11 protein-coding genes are annotated in these 15,086 nt (G+C 62.8%); all 11 read right to left on the bottom strand.

What is annotated here, in order from left to right; genetic code table 11:
• Window positions 1-6 precede the first annotated feature (6 nt).
• The 11 genes from AC1M7R_RS09135 to AC1M7R_RS09085 all read right to left on the bottom strand — a co-directional run bounded on the left by AC1M7R_RS09135 (window position 7) and on the right by AC1M7R_RS09085 (window position 14,944).
• Window positions 7-1,185: a BaiN/RdsA family NAD(P)/FAD-dependent oxidoreductase gene (locus AC1M7R_RS09135; RefSeq protein WP_072390013.1), complete on the bottom strand. Its 1,179-nt coding sequence runs from the start codon at window positions 1,183-1,185 to the stop codon at window positions 7-9.
• 151 nt (window positions 1,186-1,336) lie between these two features.
• On the bottom strand, window positions 1,337-2,674 hold the full coding sequence (gene dbpA / locus AC1M7R_RS09130; RefSeq protein ID WP_231991124.1) for an ATP-dependent RNA helicase DbpA: 1,338 nt from the start codon (window positions 2,672-2,674) through the stop codon (window positions 1,337-1,339).
• A gap of 243 nt (window positions 2,675-2,917) precedes the next feature.
• Window positions 2,918-4,345 (bottom strand): multidrug transporter subunit MdtD, encoded by a 1,428-nt coding sequence (gene mdtD / locus AC1M7R_RS09125; protein ID WP_072390010.1) that lies wholly within the window; start codon window positions 4,343-4,345, stop codon window positions 2,918-2,920.
• 114 nt (window positions 4,346-4,459) lie between these two features.
• Window positions 4,460-5,797, bottom strand: coding sequence for a TldD/PmbA family protein (locus tag AC1M7R_RS09120; protein WP_072390006.1), 1,338 nt, complete (start codon window positions 5,795-5,797; stop codon window positions 4,460-4,462).
• A complete protein-coding gene (locus AC1M7R_RS09115) occupies window positions 5,797-7,239 on the bottom strand; it encodes a TldD/PmbA family protein (protein WP_076406050.1) in 1,443 nt (480 codons plus the stop codon). The genes AC1M7R_RS09120 and AC1M7R_RS09115 overlap by 1 nt, the downstream gene beginning before the upstream one ends.
• Window positions 7,240-7,472: 233 nt before the next feature.
• A complete protein-coding gene (gene betA / locus AC1M7R_RS09110; RefSeq protein ID WP_072389998.1) occupies window positions 7,473-9,176 on the bottom strand; it encodes a choline dehydrogenase in 1,704 nt (567 codons plus the stop codon).
• Between the two features lie 214 nt (window positions 9,177-9,390).
• Window positions 9,391-10,863: a betaine-aldehyde dehydrogenase gene (betB, locus tag AC1M7R_RS09105; RefSeq protein ID WP_072389995.1), complete on the bottom strand. Its 1,473-nt coding sequence runs from the start codon at window positions 10,861-10,863 to the stop codon at window positions 9,391-9,393.
• Window positions 10,864-10,943: 80 nt separating this feature from the next.
• Complete coding sequence (gene betI, locus AC1M7R_RS09100; protein ID WP_072389992.1) at window positions 10,944-11,564, bottom strand: transcriptional regulator BetI; 621 nt, start codon at window positions 11,562-11,564, stop codon at window positions 10,944-10,946.
• Between the two features lie 348 nt (window positions 11,565-11,912).
• Window positions 11,913-13,091: a choline ABC transporter ATP-binding protein gene (gene choV / locus AC1M7R_RS09095; protein WP_072389989.1), complete on the bottom strand. Its 1,179-nt coding sequence runs from the start codon at window positions 13,089-13,091 to the stop codon at window positions 11,913-11,915.
• Window positions 13,088-13,933 (bottom strand): choline ABC transporter permease subunit, encoded by an 846-nt coding sequence (choW, locus tag AC1M7R_RS09090; protein WP_072389986.1) that lies wholly within the window; start codon window positions 13,931-13,933, stop codon window positions 13,088-13,090. The genes choV and choW overlap by 4 nt, the downstream gene beginning before the upstream one ends.
• Before the next feature lie 63 nt (window positions 13,934-13,996).
• The gene (locus AC1M7R_RS09085; protein WP_072389983.1) at window positions 13,997-14,944 is read right to left on the bottom strand and encodes a choline ABC transporter substrate-binding protein; all 948 of its coding nucleotides are present in this window, start codon (window positions 14,942-14,944) and stop codon (window positions 13,997-13,999) included.
• Window positions 14,945-15,086: the final 142 nt, after the last annotated feature.

The following is a 15,086-nucleotide window of genomic DNA, read 5'->3' as shown; positions in this document are numbered from 1 at the left end:
GTCGGATCAGACGTACTGCGCGGCGGCGTACCCCGAAGCCCAGGCCCACTGGAAGTTGAATCCGCCCAGATGACCGGTGACGTCCAGTACTTCGCCAATGAAATACAGCCCCGGGCTTTTCAGCGACTCCATGGTCTTGGACGAAACCTCCCGGGTGTCGACGCCGCCCAGGGTGACTTCGGCGGTGCGATAGCCCTCGGTGCCGGCCGGGACGACATTCCAGCTCGCCAGTTTCTCGGCAATGTCCGCCAGCTCCGCATGGGTGTATTGCTTCATGGGTTTGGAGACGAACCAGGTGTCGGCCAGCAGGTTGGCCATTTTCTTGGTGAACAACTCACCCAGCAGGGTTTTCAACTCACTGTTGGGGCGTTCGGCCTGTTGCTGTTGCAGCCATTGCGGCACGTCATGGTCGGGCAGCAGGTTGATCTGCACCGTGTCCCCCGGTTCCCAGAACGACGAGATCTGCAGGATCGCCGGACCGCTGAGGCCGCGATGGGTGAACAGGATGTTCTCGCGAAAGCTCTGGTCGTTGCAGCTCACCAGGCAGTCCACCGACGTCCCCGACAGCTCGGTGCATAGCGCCTTGAGCTGATCGGTGATGGTGAACGGCACCAGTCCGGCGCGGGTCGGCAGCAGTTGGTGGCCGAACTGCTTGGCCACCTGGTAACCGAAACCTGTGGCTCCCAGGGTCGGGATCGACAATCCGCCGGTGGCGATCACCAGGGATTGACAGGCGATGGCGCCGAGCGTGGTTTGCAGCAGGTAGCCGCCGTCGGTTTTTTCGATCTGGGTGATGGACGTATCCAGGTGAAGGCTGACGCCGGCCTGGTCGCATTCGTCCAGGAGCATGCCGAGGATGTCGCTGGACTTGTTATCGCAGAACAGCTGGCCGAGTTTTTTCTCGTGATAGGGCACACCGTGCTTGGCCACCAGGGCGATGAAATCCCACTGGGTGTAGCGCGCCAGGGCCGATTTGCAGAAATGCGGGTTCTGCGAGAGAAAATTGCCCGGCTCGGTGTACATGTTGGTGAAATTGCAGCGCCCGCCGCCGGACATGAGGATTTTCTTCCCGGCCTTGTTGGCATGGTCCAGCAACGTGACCTGCCGCCCGCGTCCAGCGGCGGTCAGCGCGCACATCAAGCCCGCGGCGCCAGCGCCAATGATCACGACTTCGGTAGAGCGCAAAACGGTGTCCTCTCAACTTTCTCGCATACTGAATGTGGGAGCGAGCTTGCTCGCGATGGCGGCGTGTCAGGCAGCATCAATGCCGCTGATCCACCGCTATCGCGAGCAAGCTCGCTCCCACAGTTTGATCTGTGTCGGGTTGCAGATCGCTTTACAGGATCCGCACCCGCAACGAGCGCCCCTTGATCTTGCCGCTGTTCAAGCGCTGCAGCGCCTGTTTGGCGATACCGCGCTCCACGGCCACGTAGGCCTGGAAATCGAAGATCGCGATCTTGCCGACCTGGGTGCCGGGAATGCCGGCTTCGCCGGTCAGCGCGCCTAGGATGTCACCGGGACGGACCTTGTCCTTGCGCCCGGCAGCGATGCACAGGGTGCTCATGGCCGGCAGCAGCGGACCGCCACCCTGGGGCTTGAGGTTATCCAGTTGATCCCAGTTCAACGGTGACTTCTGCAGTTGCTCGATGGCCTGGGCGCGGTGCGCTTCGGACGGCGCCACCAGGCTGATGGCGATGCCTTTCTCACCGGCGCGACCTGTGCGACCGACGCGGTGGATGTGGATTTCCGAGTCCCGGGCCAGCTCGACGTTGATCACCATGTCCAGGGCGTCGATGTCCAGGCCACGGGCCGCCACGTCGGTGGCCACCAGCACCGAGGTGCTGCGGTTGGCGAACATCGCGAGCACCTGGTCGCGGTCGCGCTGTTCCAGGTCGCCGTGCAGGCCGACGGCCGAGATACCCTTGGCGGCGAGGTGATCGACGGTTTCCTGGACCTGCTGCTTGGTGAAACAGAACGCCACGCAGGAGGCGGGGCGGAAATGCGCCAGCACCTTGACCACCGCTTCCATGCGCTCTTCGGGAGCGATTTCGTAGAAACGTTGCTCGATCTGCGCATCGGAATGCAGCGCCTCGGCTTTCACCTGCTGCGGGTTGCGCATGAACTTGGACGACAGCTGCTTGATACCTGCCGGATAGGTGGCGGAGAACAGCAGCGTCTGGCGGCGTTCCGGGGTCTGCTGGATGATGTCTTCGATGGCATCGTAGAAACCCATGTCCAGCATGCGGTCGGCTTCGTCGAGGATCAGGGTGTTGAGGCCATCGAGTACCAGCGAGCCCTTGCGCAGGTGCTGCTGGATGCGCCCGGGCGTGCCGACGATGATGTGGGCGCCGTGTTCGAGGGAGGCGATCTGCGGGCCGAAGGACACGCCGCCACACAGGGTCAGGACCTTGATGTTGTCTTCGGCGCGGGCCAGGCGGCGGATTTCCTTGGCCACCTGGTCGGCCAGCTCGCGGGTCGGGCACATCACCAGCGCCTGGCAACCGAAGAAGCGCGGGTTGATCGGGTTCAGCAGGCCGATGCCGAAGGCGGCGGTCTTGCCACTGCCGGTCTTGGCCTGGGCGATCAGGTCCATGCCCTTGAGGATCACCGGCAAGCTTTGCGCCTGGATCGGCGTCATCTGGGCATAACCGAGTGATTCGAGGTTAGCCAGCATGGCGGCGGACAGCGGCAAAGTATCAAAAGCGGTGGCGATGGTGGTCACGGGACAGGCCTGCAAAACAAAATGTCGCGCAGTGTAGCAGTCTCGTGCCACTTTCTTCGAAAGTTCTGGACGAGCGTGGATTTCTCCGGGCGATCACAACGGTGCTGATTGTTCGTGGCAAGGGATTCATGTATGGCGAGGGGATTGATCTGTGGCGAGGGGATTCATCCCCTCGCCACAGGAAGGGGCACGGCTTCAGTGCTCGATATGCTCATCATGACGTTTCTGCCGCCGCCCGTCCTGCTTGGACAGTTGGGAAAAAATCGTCGCCGCCAGCATCGCCATGATGCCCACCGTCAGGAACGTCAGCTGGAACGCGCCCAATACCGTGTCTACCCCGTCGTTACCGATCTGGGCCGTGAAGCCGCCAAGCAGGGCGCCGGCGCAGGCCACGCCCAGGCTCAGGGAGAGTTGCGCCACCACCGACAACAGGCTGTTGCCGCTGCTGGCGCTGGCGTCGTCCAGGTCGATCAGGGTCACGGTGTTCATGGCTGTGAACTGCAGCGAGTTGATCGCTCCCAGCACCGCCAGTTGCGCCAGCAGCAACCAGTACGGGGTCTGCTCGCTGACCAGCCCCATGCTCGCCAGCATCACGCCCAGGGCCACGGTGTTGCCAGTCAGGACGATGCGGTAGCCCAGGCGCTCGATCAGTGGCCGGGCCACGGATTTGGCGACCATGGCCGCCGCCGCCAGGGGCAGCATGCTCATCCCGGCCTGGGACGGTGAGTAACCCAGGGCCACTTGCAGCAGCAACGGCACCAGGAACGGCAGGGCACCGCTGCCCAGGCGCGCGAACAGGTTGCCGAGAATACCCACGGCAAACGTCCGGGTCTTGAACAGCGATGGCGGGAACAGCGCGTTCTCCACATGCCCGGCCCGCAGCCAATAGGCCGCCAGGCAGGCCATGCCGCCGAACAGCAACAGCATCACCCGCAGGTGCGGCAGGTGCAGTTCACCCAGGCCTTCCATGGCGATGGTGATCAGCACCATCGCCGCGCCGAACAGCAGGAACCCCAGGCTGTCGAACCGGGTGCGCTCGCTGCCCCGCAGGTCCGGGATGAATTTCCATACCGCATAACAACCCATCACCCCCACCGGCAGGTTGATGATGAAGATCCAGTGCCAGGACAGGTATTCCACCATCCAGCCGCCCATGGTCGGGCCGATCAGCGGGCCAAGCAGGCCGGGAATGGTGATGAAGCCCATGATCCGCACCAGTTCCGAGCGCGGGTAGGCCCGCAACACTACCAGCCTGCCTACCGGGAGCATCAAGGCGCCGCCCAGGCCCTGGATGACCCGAGCACCGATCAGCATGTTCAACGAGTTGGACAGGGCACACAGCAATGAGCCGAAGCTGAACAGCAGGATGGCACCAAAGAAGATTTTCTTGGTGCCGAAGCGGTCGGCGATCCAGCCGGAGGCCGGAATCAACAGCGCCACGGTGAGCATGTAGGCGATGATCACGCCTTGCATGCGCAACGGGTTTTCCGCCAGGTCGCTGGCCATGGCGGGCAGGGCGGTATTGAGGATGGTCCCGTCCAGGGACTGCATGAAGAAGGCGATGGCCACCACCCATGGAAGCCAGCGGGCGGTGACGGCATCGAGCGGGGCGCGGTTGGGCATGGGACCTCTTGTATGAAGTATTGAAACGGGCGAACACAGCGCCTGTGGCGAGGGGATGAATCCCTGGCCACAGAATAATTCTCCTCACCAATGGCCTGGCGTCTGGTCGAGTGCCTATAACGTCAAGGTCAAGCGCTTGACCAGCGCCCCCGGCAGCAGCATCGAGGCCGTGGCCCGCTGGCTGTAGGTGCTGGCCGAGAGCAGCAGTTCCCGCTCCCGGGTCAGGCCTTCGAGCTGCGAGCCCAGCAGGCTGTAGACGCTGTCGTCGAATCGCATGGTGCTGACCGGCGCCACGATCTGGCCGTTCTCGACCCAGAACGTGGCGAAGCGGGTCATGCCGGTCAGACGCGCGGCCGGCTGGTCCGAGTAGTTCAGGTACCAGAGGTTGCTGATGTACAGCCCGGTGCCGAGTTGCTCGAGGATGTCGCGTTGTTCCAGCAGGCCTTCCTTCATGTCCAGCGCCGTGGGGTATTCATAGCGGCTGGCGCCGTTGGCGGTGAGGCCGTATTCGGCGGCGCTGCGGGAGTTGACCAGGCGAGCGTTCGCCATGCCCTTGGCAATCAGCGCCAGGTCATCCCGTGGATAACCTTCGTCGGAGAATGCCGGGCTCAGGGAGCCGCTGACCTGCTCCGTCAGCCATACGTCGGGGCTGAAATGCGCTTCGTTGGCGTAGAACTTCTGCAGCGGGCTTTGCTTGCTGGCGATAGCCCGTGCCGAGAAACCGCCCCAGCTGAGCATGCCCATGATTTCTTCCAGCGCGGCCGGCGCCAGGTAGGCGCGGTATTCGCCGGGGGCGAGGGTGCGCAGCGGCTGGCCAAGAAACACCAGTTGCTGGCGGGCCTGCTCGAAGCGCCGGGCAAACCCTTCGCTGCTCCATTCGTGGCCGGCGTAGCTGGCTTTGACGGCCTGGCCGTTTTCGTGGAACAGGCTGAAGTCGAAGTTGAAACTGTTGGCCTGGTGCCAGCCAAATGCCCCCGAGGAACTGGCGAAGCCTCGGCTGATGGGCCCGGCGGCGTAGATGCCCACCAGGTCGAGGCCTTCGCCGGCGCGGGCGATTTCAGCCACGGCCTGCTCGGTTTCCGGCAGCGGCAGGTCCTGGACCTTATGGCTCTGCCAGTGGTCATGGTTGAGCAGCAGATAGGGATCAGGGGGCAGTAGCGGCAAGGTCTCGCGCAGCTGTTGCAAGCCTTCGGCCAGCCGTTGCAGGTCTGTCTCGATGTGGCCGGACAAGGTGATCTGCAGGTCGGCATGCCGCCCGTCGTCGATCAGCTTGAGGCTGACATTGGCCTGCTGCACCTGCCCGGCCTGGCGAACCTTGCCATGATTGAAGCGCACGAAGGCCGAGGACTCGGCGGCATAGCCCACGGTGAACCGCTCTGATTCGCGCAATGCACCGCGCAGCCAGTCCACCAGTGTCTTGAAGGCTGCGGCCTGATTGTTGACGGTACTCATCAGGCGTCCCCTCCGAACACATCGACATGGCTGAATACACACGCCGGCGACGCATGGCCGACGCGAATGACCTGGTTCGGCTCGCCCTTGCCACAGTTCGGCGTGCCCAGCACCTGGAGGGTCGAGGCATCGCCCACGGCCCGCAGGCTTTTCCAGAATTGCGCGGAAATCCCCCGGTAGTTGGGGTTCTTCACTACACCCTTGAGCTCACCGTTCTCGATCAACTGACCCCATTCGCAACCGAACTGGAACTTGTTGCGCGCATCGTCGATGGACCATGAGCGGTTGGTGCGCATCAGTACGCCCCGCTCGATGCCCTGGACCAGTTGTTCCAGGGACTGGTTACCCGGTTCGATGTTCAGGTTCGCCATGCGGTCGATAGGAGGACGGTTCCAGCCGCAGGCGCGGCTGTTGGCGACGCCGTCCAGGCCGGCGCGGAACTGCGACAGGGCGCCGCCCAGCGGACGCAGCAACCGGCCTTCGCGAATCAGGAACTGTTTGCTGGCCGCCGTGCCGTCGTCGTCATGGCTGTAGCTGGCCAGCTCTTCGGGAATGTCGGGATCGAAGGTCACGTTCAACAGGCTGGAGCCGTATTGCAAGTGTCCAAAGTCGCTGGCCTTGACGAAACTGGTGCCGGCGTAATTGCGTTCGTCCCCCAGGATGCGATCCAGCTCCAGCGGATGACCGATGGATTCGTGGATCTGCAGCATCATCTGGTCGGGCATCAGCAGCAGGTCCCGGGGTCCTTGGGGAGTATTCGGCGCCATCAGCAACTGCAGGGCCTGATCGGCGATATGCGGGGCGGCACCGATCAGGCCGCAGCGGCCGATCACATCGAAGCCACCCTGCTGGCCGAAGTTCTCGCGGCCCAGGGTGCGGGTCTGGCTGTCGTGGCCATCGAAGGCCGTGACTTCCAGGGACGGGTAGATGAAGCGCTGGGCCTGGCGCAGTTCGGCTCCGGCGCTGTTGAGGTAGATCTGCTCGACCTGGCTCAGGCCGATGCCGACTTGCCAATTCACCAGGCGCTCGTCCCGGGGCACTGCGGCCGACTCGTCGCCCAGCAACTGGTAGCAATCGCTCAGCGAGGGAAACGCCTGGTCGAAGTGGGGCGAGAAGTAATCGGCGCGGTCGCTGGAGACCGCTTGCTCGCGCAAGTCGAGCAGGGCATGGGGCTTGAGCCGCCGGGCCTGCTGCTCGGCCCGCTCCAGGGCAGCTTGCAGGCCGGCCTGGGACAGGTCGTTGGTGGCCGCGTAGGCCTCGACGCCGTTGACCCGGGCGGTGAGCATCGCGCCTTCGTCACGGTCCAGGCTGGGTGGTTCGGCGATGTTCTTGCGCACCGACAGATGCTGGCCGGACTCGCGCACGTAACGCAGGGAAAAGAAATCAGCGCCCGTGCGCAAGGCAGCGAAGCGCTGCTTGAGCTGGGGGTGGAAATCGAACATGGAACCTCCTTGTCTGGAGCGAGGGTGCAGCCAAGTGCGGTGCTTTGACGCGGCGGCCCTAGATTAGGCCCGGGGTGGGGGTGGGATCAAGGTAGAAGGGCATACCGGGGAGTCCAGGCGGACGCTATCGCGGGCAAGCTCGCTCCCACAGGGGGATCTTCAATGGTCACAAAATGTGCGTCCGCTGCGAATCCTTGTGAGAGCGAGCTTGCTCGCGATGGCGGTCCTGGGTCTTACTGAGCCATCGGCCCCACTTCCCGCAGCGGCTTGCCGCGAACTGGCGCGTCGCCGGCCACGTAGTACGGGGCGGTGCTGCGTGGCAATGGCTTGCGGCCACGGATCTTGTCGGCGATTTTCTCGGCGATCATGATCGTCGGCGCGTTCAGGTTGCCGGTGGTGATGATCGGCATGATCGACGCATCCACCACGCGCAACCCTTGCATGCCATGCACCCGGCCTTCGCCGTCCACCACCGCCATCTCGTCGGTGCCCATCTTGCACGAGCAGGACGGGTGGAACGCGGTTTCGGCGTGTTCACGGATGAACTGGTCCAGTTGCTCGTCGGTCTGCACCTCGATGCCCGGGCTGATTTCGCGACCCCGGAACGGATCGAGCGCCGGCTGCTGCATGATCTCGCGGGTCAGGCGAATGCCGTCGCGAAACTCCTGCCAGTCCTGCTCGGTGGCCATGTAGTTGAACAGGATGCTCGGGTGCTGGCGTGGGTCCTTGGACTTGGCCTGGATCCGGCCGCGGCTTGGCGAACGCATGGAGCCCATGTGTGCCTGGAAACCGTGCTCCTTCACACCGTTGCTGCCGTTGTAATTGATCGCCACCGGCAGGAAGTGGTACTGGATGTTAGGCCACTCGAATTCCGGGCGGGTGCGGATGAAGCCGCCGGCTTCGAACTGGTTGCTGGCGCCGATGCCGGTGCCGTTGAACAGCCACTCGGCGCCGATGGCCGGCTGGTTGTACCAGAGCAGCGACGGGTACAGCGAAACCGGTTGGGTGCAGGCATATTGCAGGTACAACTCCAGGTGATCCTGGAGGTTTTCACCGACGCCCGGCAGGTCGTGGACCACCGGGATGTCGAGGCTCTCCAGCAATTTGGCCGGACCCACGCCGGAGCGTTGCAGGATCTGTGGCGAGGCGATGGCGCCGGAGCACAGTAACACTTCCTTGCGCGCCCGGGCTTCGACGCGTTCTTCCGCGGCGCCCACCAGATAACGGACACCCACGGCACGTTTGCCTTCGAACAGGATCTTGTCGGTCAGGGCGTGGGTGACGATGGTCAGGGTCGAGCGCTTCTTGGCGATGTCCAGGTAACCGCGTGCGGTACTGGCGCGGCGGCCGTTGGGCGTGACGGTGCGGTCCATCGGGCCGAAGCCTTCCTGCTGGTAGCCGTTGAGGTCTTCGGTACGGGGATAGCCGGCCTGTACGCCGGCTTCCACCATGGCGTGGAACAGCGGATTGTTGCCGGGCTTGGGCGTGGTCACGCTGACCGGACCGTCGCCACCGTGGTAGTCGTTGGGGCCGATGTCCCGGGTTTCCGCCTTGCGGAAATAGGGCAGGCAGTCAAGGTAGGTCCAGTCTTCCAGGCCGGGCAGCTTGGCCCAGTTGTCGTAGTCCAGGGCGTTGCCACGGATGTAGCACATGCCGTTGATCAGCGAAGAGCCGCCCAGGCCCTTGCCCCGACCGCACTCCATGCGGCGACCGTTCATGTGGGGCTCCGGGTCGGTCTCGTAGGCCCAGTTGTAGCGCCGGCCCTGCAGCGGGAACGCCAGGGCGGCGGGCATCTGCGTGCGAAAGTCCAGGCGATAGTCCGGGCCGCCGGCCTCGAGCAGCAGGACGGTGACGCCTTCGTCTTCGGTCAGGCGGGTGGCCAAGGTGTTGCCGGCCGAGCCCGCGCCGATGATGATGTAGTCGAATTCTTGGGACATGAAATGCACCCTCTTTTTGAATTGGGTTCAGGTCGTGGTTGCCTTGACGCCGCATAACCTGTGGCGAGGGGATTTATCCCCGTTCGGCTGCGCAGCAGTCGTAAATCAGCGACTGGGTTTGTCTGAAGAATGGGGGCCTTGGGGAGGGGCTGCTATGCAGCCCGCGGGGATAAATCCCCTCGCCACAACAGCGTTCACTCAAGGCCTCGTCCGATCAGAACACCGACGCGTAATCGCCCAGCTCGACCTGTACCGATTTGATGCGCGTGAAGTTGTTCAGCGAACTGATGCCGTTCTCGCGGCCCACGCCCGATTGCTTGTAGCCGCCCACCGGCATCTTGGCGTCGGATTCGCCCCAGGCGTTGATCCAGCAGATACCGGCTTCCAGCTGATGGATGATGCGGTGGGCGCGGTTCAGGTCGCGGGTCACGACGCCAGCGGCCAGGCCGAAGTCGGTGTCGTTGGCACGGCGGATCGCTTCTTCTTCGGTCTCGTAGGTGAGGATACTCATCACCGGGCCGAAGATTTCCTCGCGCACGATGGTCATGTCGTCGGTGCAGTCGGTGAACACCGTCGGGGCCACGAAGGCACCCTTGGCGAATTCGCCGTCGGTCAGGCGGCCACCGCCACACAGCAGGCGTGCGCCTTCGGCCTTGCCCTTCTCGATGTAGCCCAGCACGCTTTCCATGTGGGCGAAGCTCACCAGCGGGCCGAAGTTGGTGTTTTCGTCTTCGGGGTTGCCGATGCGGATGCGCGCCACGCGTTCGACGATCTTGGCCTCGAACGCTGCCTTGAGGTGGCTCGGTACGAACACCCGGGTGCCGTTGGTGCAGACCTGGCCGGAGCTGTAGAAGTTGGCCATCATCGCCGTGTCGGCGGCGCGATCCAGGTCGGCATCGTCACAGATGATCAGGGGCGATTTGCCGCCCAGTTCCATGGTCACGTCCTTGAGCGAAGAGCTCGAGGCGCTGGCCATGACCTTCTTGCCGGTGTCGGTGCCGCCGGTGAAGGAGACCTTCTCGATGCGCGGGTGCTCGGTCAGCCAGGTGCCGACTTCACGGCCGCTGCCGGTCAGGACGTTGAAGACTCCAGGCGGAACGCCGGCTTCGGTATAGATTTCAGCCAGTTTCAGGGTGGTCAGCGAGGTGACTTCGCTGGGCTTGAAGATCATCGCGTTACCCGCCGCCAGGGCCGGTGCGGATTTCCACAGGGCGATCTGGATCGGGTAGTTCCACGCACCGATGCCGGCTACGACCCCCAGAGGCTCGCGACGGGTGTAGACGAAGGAAGTGTCGCGCAGCGGGATCTGCTCGCCCTCGATGGCGGGGACCAGCCCGGCGTAGTACTCCAGCACATCGGCACCGGTGACGATGTCGACGTAGCGGGTCTCGGAATAGGCCTTGCCAGTGTCCAGGGTTTCCAGGGCGGCCAGCTCATCGTTGCGCTCGCGCAAGATATCCACGGCGCGGCGCAGAATGCGCGAGCGCTGCATGGCGGTCATCGCCGCCCAGACCTTCTGGCCTTTTTCGGCGCTGACGACGGCACGCTCGACGTCTTCTTTCGTCGCGCGCTGGACCTGGGCGAGCACTTCACCGTTGGCCGGGTTGATGGCTTCGAAGGTGGCGTCGCCGCTGGCGTCGCTGTATGCGCCATCGATGTAGAGTTTTTGCAGTTCGAAACGGGCCATAAATACCTCGCAAGTGCATGTGTGGTTGGCTTGGCCACCGGGTGTGTCGTCTATGGCTGACTACGCCGGGCGGTGACGGTTCAGGAACCGAGCGATTCTGTGTGCTCTGGTGTTCCTGCCTTGGCCAGTTGGAGATCCATGTATTCGTAAGCGATCCGGTGGGCCTGGGCGGTGTCGAACGCGTCTCCCGACAGCGCGCCGCGCAGCCACAGCCCGTCGATCAGGGCGGCCAGGCCCCGTGCCGCGCTGCGTGCCTCATCGATGGGCAGCACGCGGCGGAACTGGCTGCACAGGTTGGAATACAGACGGTGATCGTTGATCCGCTGCAACCTGTGCAAAGACGGGTGGTGCATGCTGGTGGCCCAGAAGGCCAGCCAGGTTTTCATCGCCGGGCCGTTGACCTGGCTGGCGTCGAAGTTGCCTTCGATGATCACCTGCAGGTGCGCCCGTGGACTGTTGTCCTCCAGCGCCTGGCGACGTGCGGTGATGTTCTCGCTCAGCACCTTCATCAGGTGCAGCGCCGTGGCCGCGATCAGGCCGTTCTTGTCCTGGAAGTAATGACTGATGATGCCGTTGGAGACACCGGCCAGGCGGGCAATCAGCGCGATGCTGGCGTCCCCCATGCCGACCTGATCGATTGCCTGCAACGTGGCGTCGATCAACTGCTGGCGGCGGATGGGCTGCATACCGACCTTGGGCATTTGGGTGACTTCTCCTGGGACTTGATGGTGAGGAAGAGTCTATTTTGTTTTGATTGAACGTTCAATCAACAAAAAACAGGTTCCATGACAAGTCGCCGCTTTTTGTCGGGATTACCCCGTGTGAAAACCCCGCAGTACGGCGTGCGAGGACTTTTTGGGATGTCTCCATGACACTCATCGGTTGGTGTGAAGGCCAGCCGCCGATTGATGGCTGGAATACTGTTGTGGCGAGGGGATAAATCCCCTCGCCACAGTTTGTTTGCATTCCAGGTCAAGCTTTTCAGGCAGTCAGCAGTGCACAAACGAAAACGCCTCGATGCTCTCGAGGCGTTTTTGCAGGGTTGAGGCTCAGCCCAGGTTCTTACCGAGCAGGGCGTGGTACAGCTCGCTGTCGCCAAGGATGCCGACCACTTTCTGGTTATCGTGGAGCACCAGCTTGTTGCCGGTCTGGTAGCGGATCTGCAACGCATCGCGCATGCCGATGTTGGAGTCCACCAGGGTCGGACGACGGCCCAGGCCCTCGACCGATTGCCCCGGTGCCCAGTTCTGCAGGTCCAGGACGGCTCCGTTCTGGCGAGCGCCCTTGATGGTGTTGCCTTCGGCCAGGTCGAGCCAGGAATCGCCGCCTGGGTCCAGGCACACCGAACCGTTGATGCGCTTGCAGTTGTCCAGGGTGCGCATCAGGCTGCGGCCGCACAGGACGTTGAGCGGGTTGGTATGGGCGACGAAGGTGCGCACATAGTCGTCCGCCGGGTTCAGCACGATCTCTTCCGGCTTGCTGTACTGGATGATCTTGCCGTCCTTCATGATCGCGATCCGGGTGCCCAGTTTCAGGGCTTCGTCCAGGTCATGGCTGACGAATACGATGGTCTTTTGCAGTTTGCGTTGCAGTTCCAGCAGTTCGTCCTGCAGTCCCTGGCGGATCAGCGGGTCGAGGGCGGAGAACGGTTCGTCCATCAGCAGGATGTCGGCGTCCATCGCCAGGGCGCGGGCCAGGCCGACCCGTTGTTGCATGCCGCCGGACAGCTCGTCGGGTTTCTTGTTGCGCCACTGGGTCAGGCCCACCAGCTCAAGCTTCTCATCCACCAGCTTGCGCCGTTCCTTCTCGGGACGGCCCTGCATTTCCAGGCCGAAGCTGATGTTCTCGCGCACTGTCAGCCAAGGCATCAGGGCGAATTTCTGGAACACCATGGCGATGCGCTTGGTGCGCATCATCTTCAGTTCGGCCGGGGAGCAGGAGGCGATGTCGATCTGGCGCCCTTCGTGCTCGACGAACAACTTGCCACGACTGACGGTGTTCAAGCCGTTGATGCAGCGCAGCAGGCTGGATTTGCCTGAGCCGGAAAGGCCCATCAGGACGCAGATTTCACCCTTCTCGATGGACAGGCTGGCTTTTTCCACGCCCACGATCAGGCCGGTCTGCTGCAGGATCTCCGGGCGCGAAAGCCCCTTGTCCAGCAGGTCCAGCGCGGCCTTGGGGCGGTTGGAGAAAATAACATCGACGTCTTCGAAACGAATGATGCTCATGCGTCACCCCCTACTTTGGCGTCGGGTTGTTTGCAGATTCGGTCAAGCATGATTGCCAGCAGTACGATTGCCAGGCCTGCTTCGAAGCCCAGTGCGATATCGGCGGTGTTCAGTGCGTTGACCACGGGTTTGCCCAGGCCATCGGCGCCTACCAGCGCGGCGATCACCACCATCGACAGCGACAGCATGATGCACTGGGTGACGCCGGCCGCGATGCTTGGCATCGCATGGGGCAGTTCGATGCGCGACAGGAGCTGGCGACGGGAGCAGCCGAAGGCCTTGCCAGCGTCCATCAGTTCTTCCGGAACGTCGCAGATGCCCAGGTAGGTCAGACGGATGGGCGCGGCAATCGCGAACACCACCGTGGAGATCAGACCCGGGACCACACCCAGACCGAACAGGGTCAGAGTAGGAATGAGGTAGACGAAGGTCGGTACGGTCTGCATCAGATCCAGTACCGGACGCATCATGGTGTAGAACATCGGCCTGTGCGCGGCAACAATGCCCAGCGGCACGCCGATCAGTACGCAGACCAGGGTCGCGAACATCACTTGCGCCAAGGTCTCCATGGTTTCCTGCCAGTACCCCAGGTTCAGGATCAGCAGGAAGGACGCAATGACGAATACCGTCAGGCCCCATTTGCGCTGGATGAAATGCGCCAGCAGGGCGATAAGGCCAATCAGCGCCAGGGGGTTGAACCAGGTCAGCGCAAACGTCACGCCGTGGATCATTGCTTCGAGTGACATCGCGATGGCATCGAAGGTATTGGCGCCGTGTTGCGTCAACCATTCGACAAAGCCGGCGATGTACTGGCCCAGGGGAATTTTCTGATCAATCAGCATGGTATGAACGTCCGCATGCAAGGGATAAACAGCCCGGGCGGGCGAACCCGCCCGGCATAACGATTACTGCGCCAGCTTGGCTTTCACGGCTTCCAGGCCAGGTTTACCGTCAATGGTGGTCACGCCAGCGAGCCAGGTATCGAGTACTTGAGGGTTTTTCTGCAGCCAGGCCTTGGCGGCGGCTTCCGGTTTCATCTTGTCGTCCAGCACGTTGCCCATCAGCTTGCTTTCCATGTCGACGGTGAACTCGAGGTTCTTCAACAGTTGGCCGACATTGCTGCATTCCTCGGTGTAGCCCTTGCGGGTGTTGGTCGCCACAGTGGCGGCCCCGAAGTCCGGACCGAAGAAATCATCGCCACCGGTCAGGTACTGGATCTTGAAGCGTGTGTTCATCGGGTGCGGTGCCCAGCCGAGGAAGACCACGTCGGTGCCGCGCTTGGAGGCACGATCGACCTGCGACAGCATGCCGGCTTCGCTGGATTCGACGACCTTGAAGCCGGCGTCCTTCAGGCCGAAGGCGTTCTTGTCGATCATGCTCTGGATCAGACGGTTGCCATCGTTGCCCGGCTCGATGCCGTAGATCTTGCCATCCAGCTCTTTCTTGAATTTGGCGATGTCTTTGAAATCCTTGAGCCCTCTTTCATATAAGGCTTCGGGAACCGCCAGGGTGTACTTGGCGCCTGTGAGGTTGGTCCGCACGGTTTCCACGGTGCCGGCTTCGCGGTAGGCCTTGATGTCGTTCTCCATGGTCGGCATCCAGTTGCCGAGGAATACGTCCATGTTCTTGCCGTCGGCCAGGGACTTGTAGGTCACCGGTACGGAAATCATGGTGGTCTTGGTCTTGTAGCCCAGGGCCTGGAGAATCACGCTGGTGGTGGCGGTGGTCACGGTGATGTCGGTCCAGCCGACGTCGGAGAAGTTGACGGTGCTGCACTGTGGTGGCTCAGCAGCGTTGGCCAGCAATGGAAGACTCAGCATGGCGGCCAACAACAACGGCTTGGAACCTTTCATGAGTGGACTCCTGGTGTTTTATCGGCGGTATCCGGTCGGGGACAACCGCGCTTTGTTTGGATGTTGCGGTTGGTGGCGCGTGAACACTGTCTCGACACGCGGCCTTGAAAACGAGCCGTAACCGATCATGTACCAGTGCAAA

The organism is Pseudomonas sp. MS01C9 (assembly GCF_058202755.1).
This window is presented reverse-complemented; position numbering and strand designations above follow the sequence as displayed.

What these genes read in the sequence shown, in the direction of transcription:
- betA (WP_072389998.1), bottom strand. Translation starts at nt 9,176, where the DNA reads ATGTCCCAAGAATTCGACTACATCATCATCGGCGCGGGCTCGGCCGGC.
- dbpA (WP_231991124.1), bottom strand. Translation starts at nt 2,674, where the DNA reads ATGCTGGCTAACCTCGAATCACTCGGTTATGCCCAGATGACGCCGATC.
- mdtD (WP_072390010.1), bottom strand. Translation starts at nt 4,345, where the DNA reads ATGCCCAACCGCGCCCCGCTCGATGCCGTCACCGCCCGCTGGCTTCCA.
- choW (WP_072389986.1), bottom strand. Translation starts at nt 13,933, where the DNA reads ATGCTGATTGATCAGAAAATTCCCCTGGGCCAGTACATCGCCGGCTTT.
- AC1M7R_RS09115 (WP_076406050.1), bottom strand. Translation starts at nt 7,239, where the DNA reads ATGTTCGATTTCCACCCCCAGCTCAAGCAGCGCTTCGCTGCCTTGCGC.
- AC1M7R_RS09085 (WP_072389983.1), bottom strand. Translation starts at nt 14,944, where the DNA reads ATGAAAGGTTCCAAGCCGTTGTTGTTGGCCGCCATGCTGAGTCTTCCA.
- AC1M7R_RS09120 (WP_072390006.1), bottom strand. Translation starts at nt 5,797, where the DNA reads ATGAGTACCGTCAACAATCAGGCCGCAGCCTTCAAGACACTGGTGGAC.
- choV (WP_072389989.1), bottom strand. Translation starts at nt 13,091, where the DNA reads ATGAGCATCATTCGTTTCGAAGACGTCGATGTTATTTTCTCCAACCGC.
- betI (WP_072389992.1), bottom strand. Translation starts at nt 11,564, where the DNA reads ATGCCCAAGGTCGGTATGCAGCCCATCCGCCGCCAGCAGTTGATCGAC.
- betB (WP_072389995.1), bottom strand. Translation starts at nt 10,863, where the DNA reads ATGGCCCGTTTCGAACTGCAAAAACTCTACATCGATGGCGCATACAGC.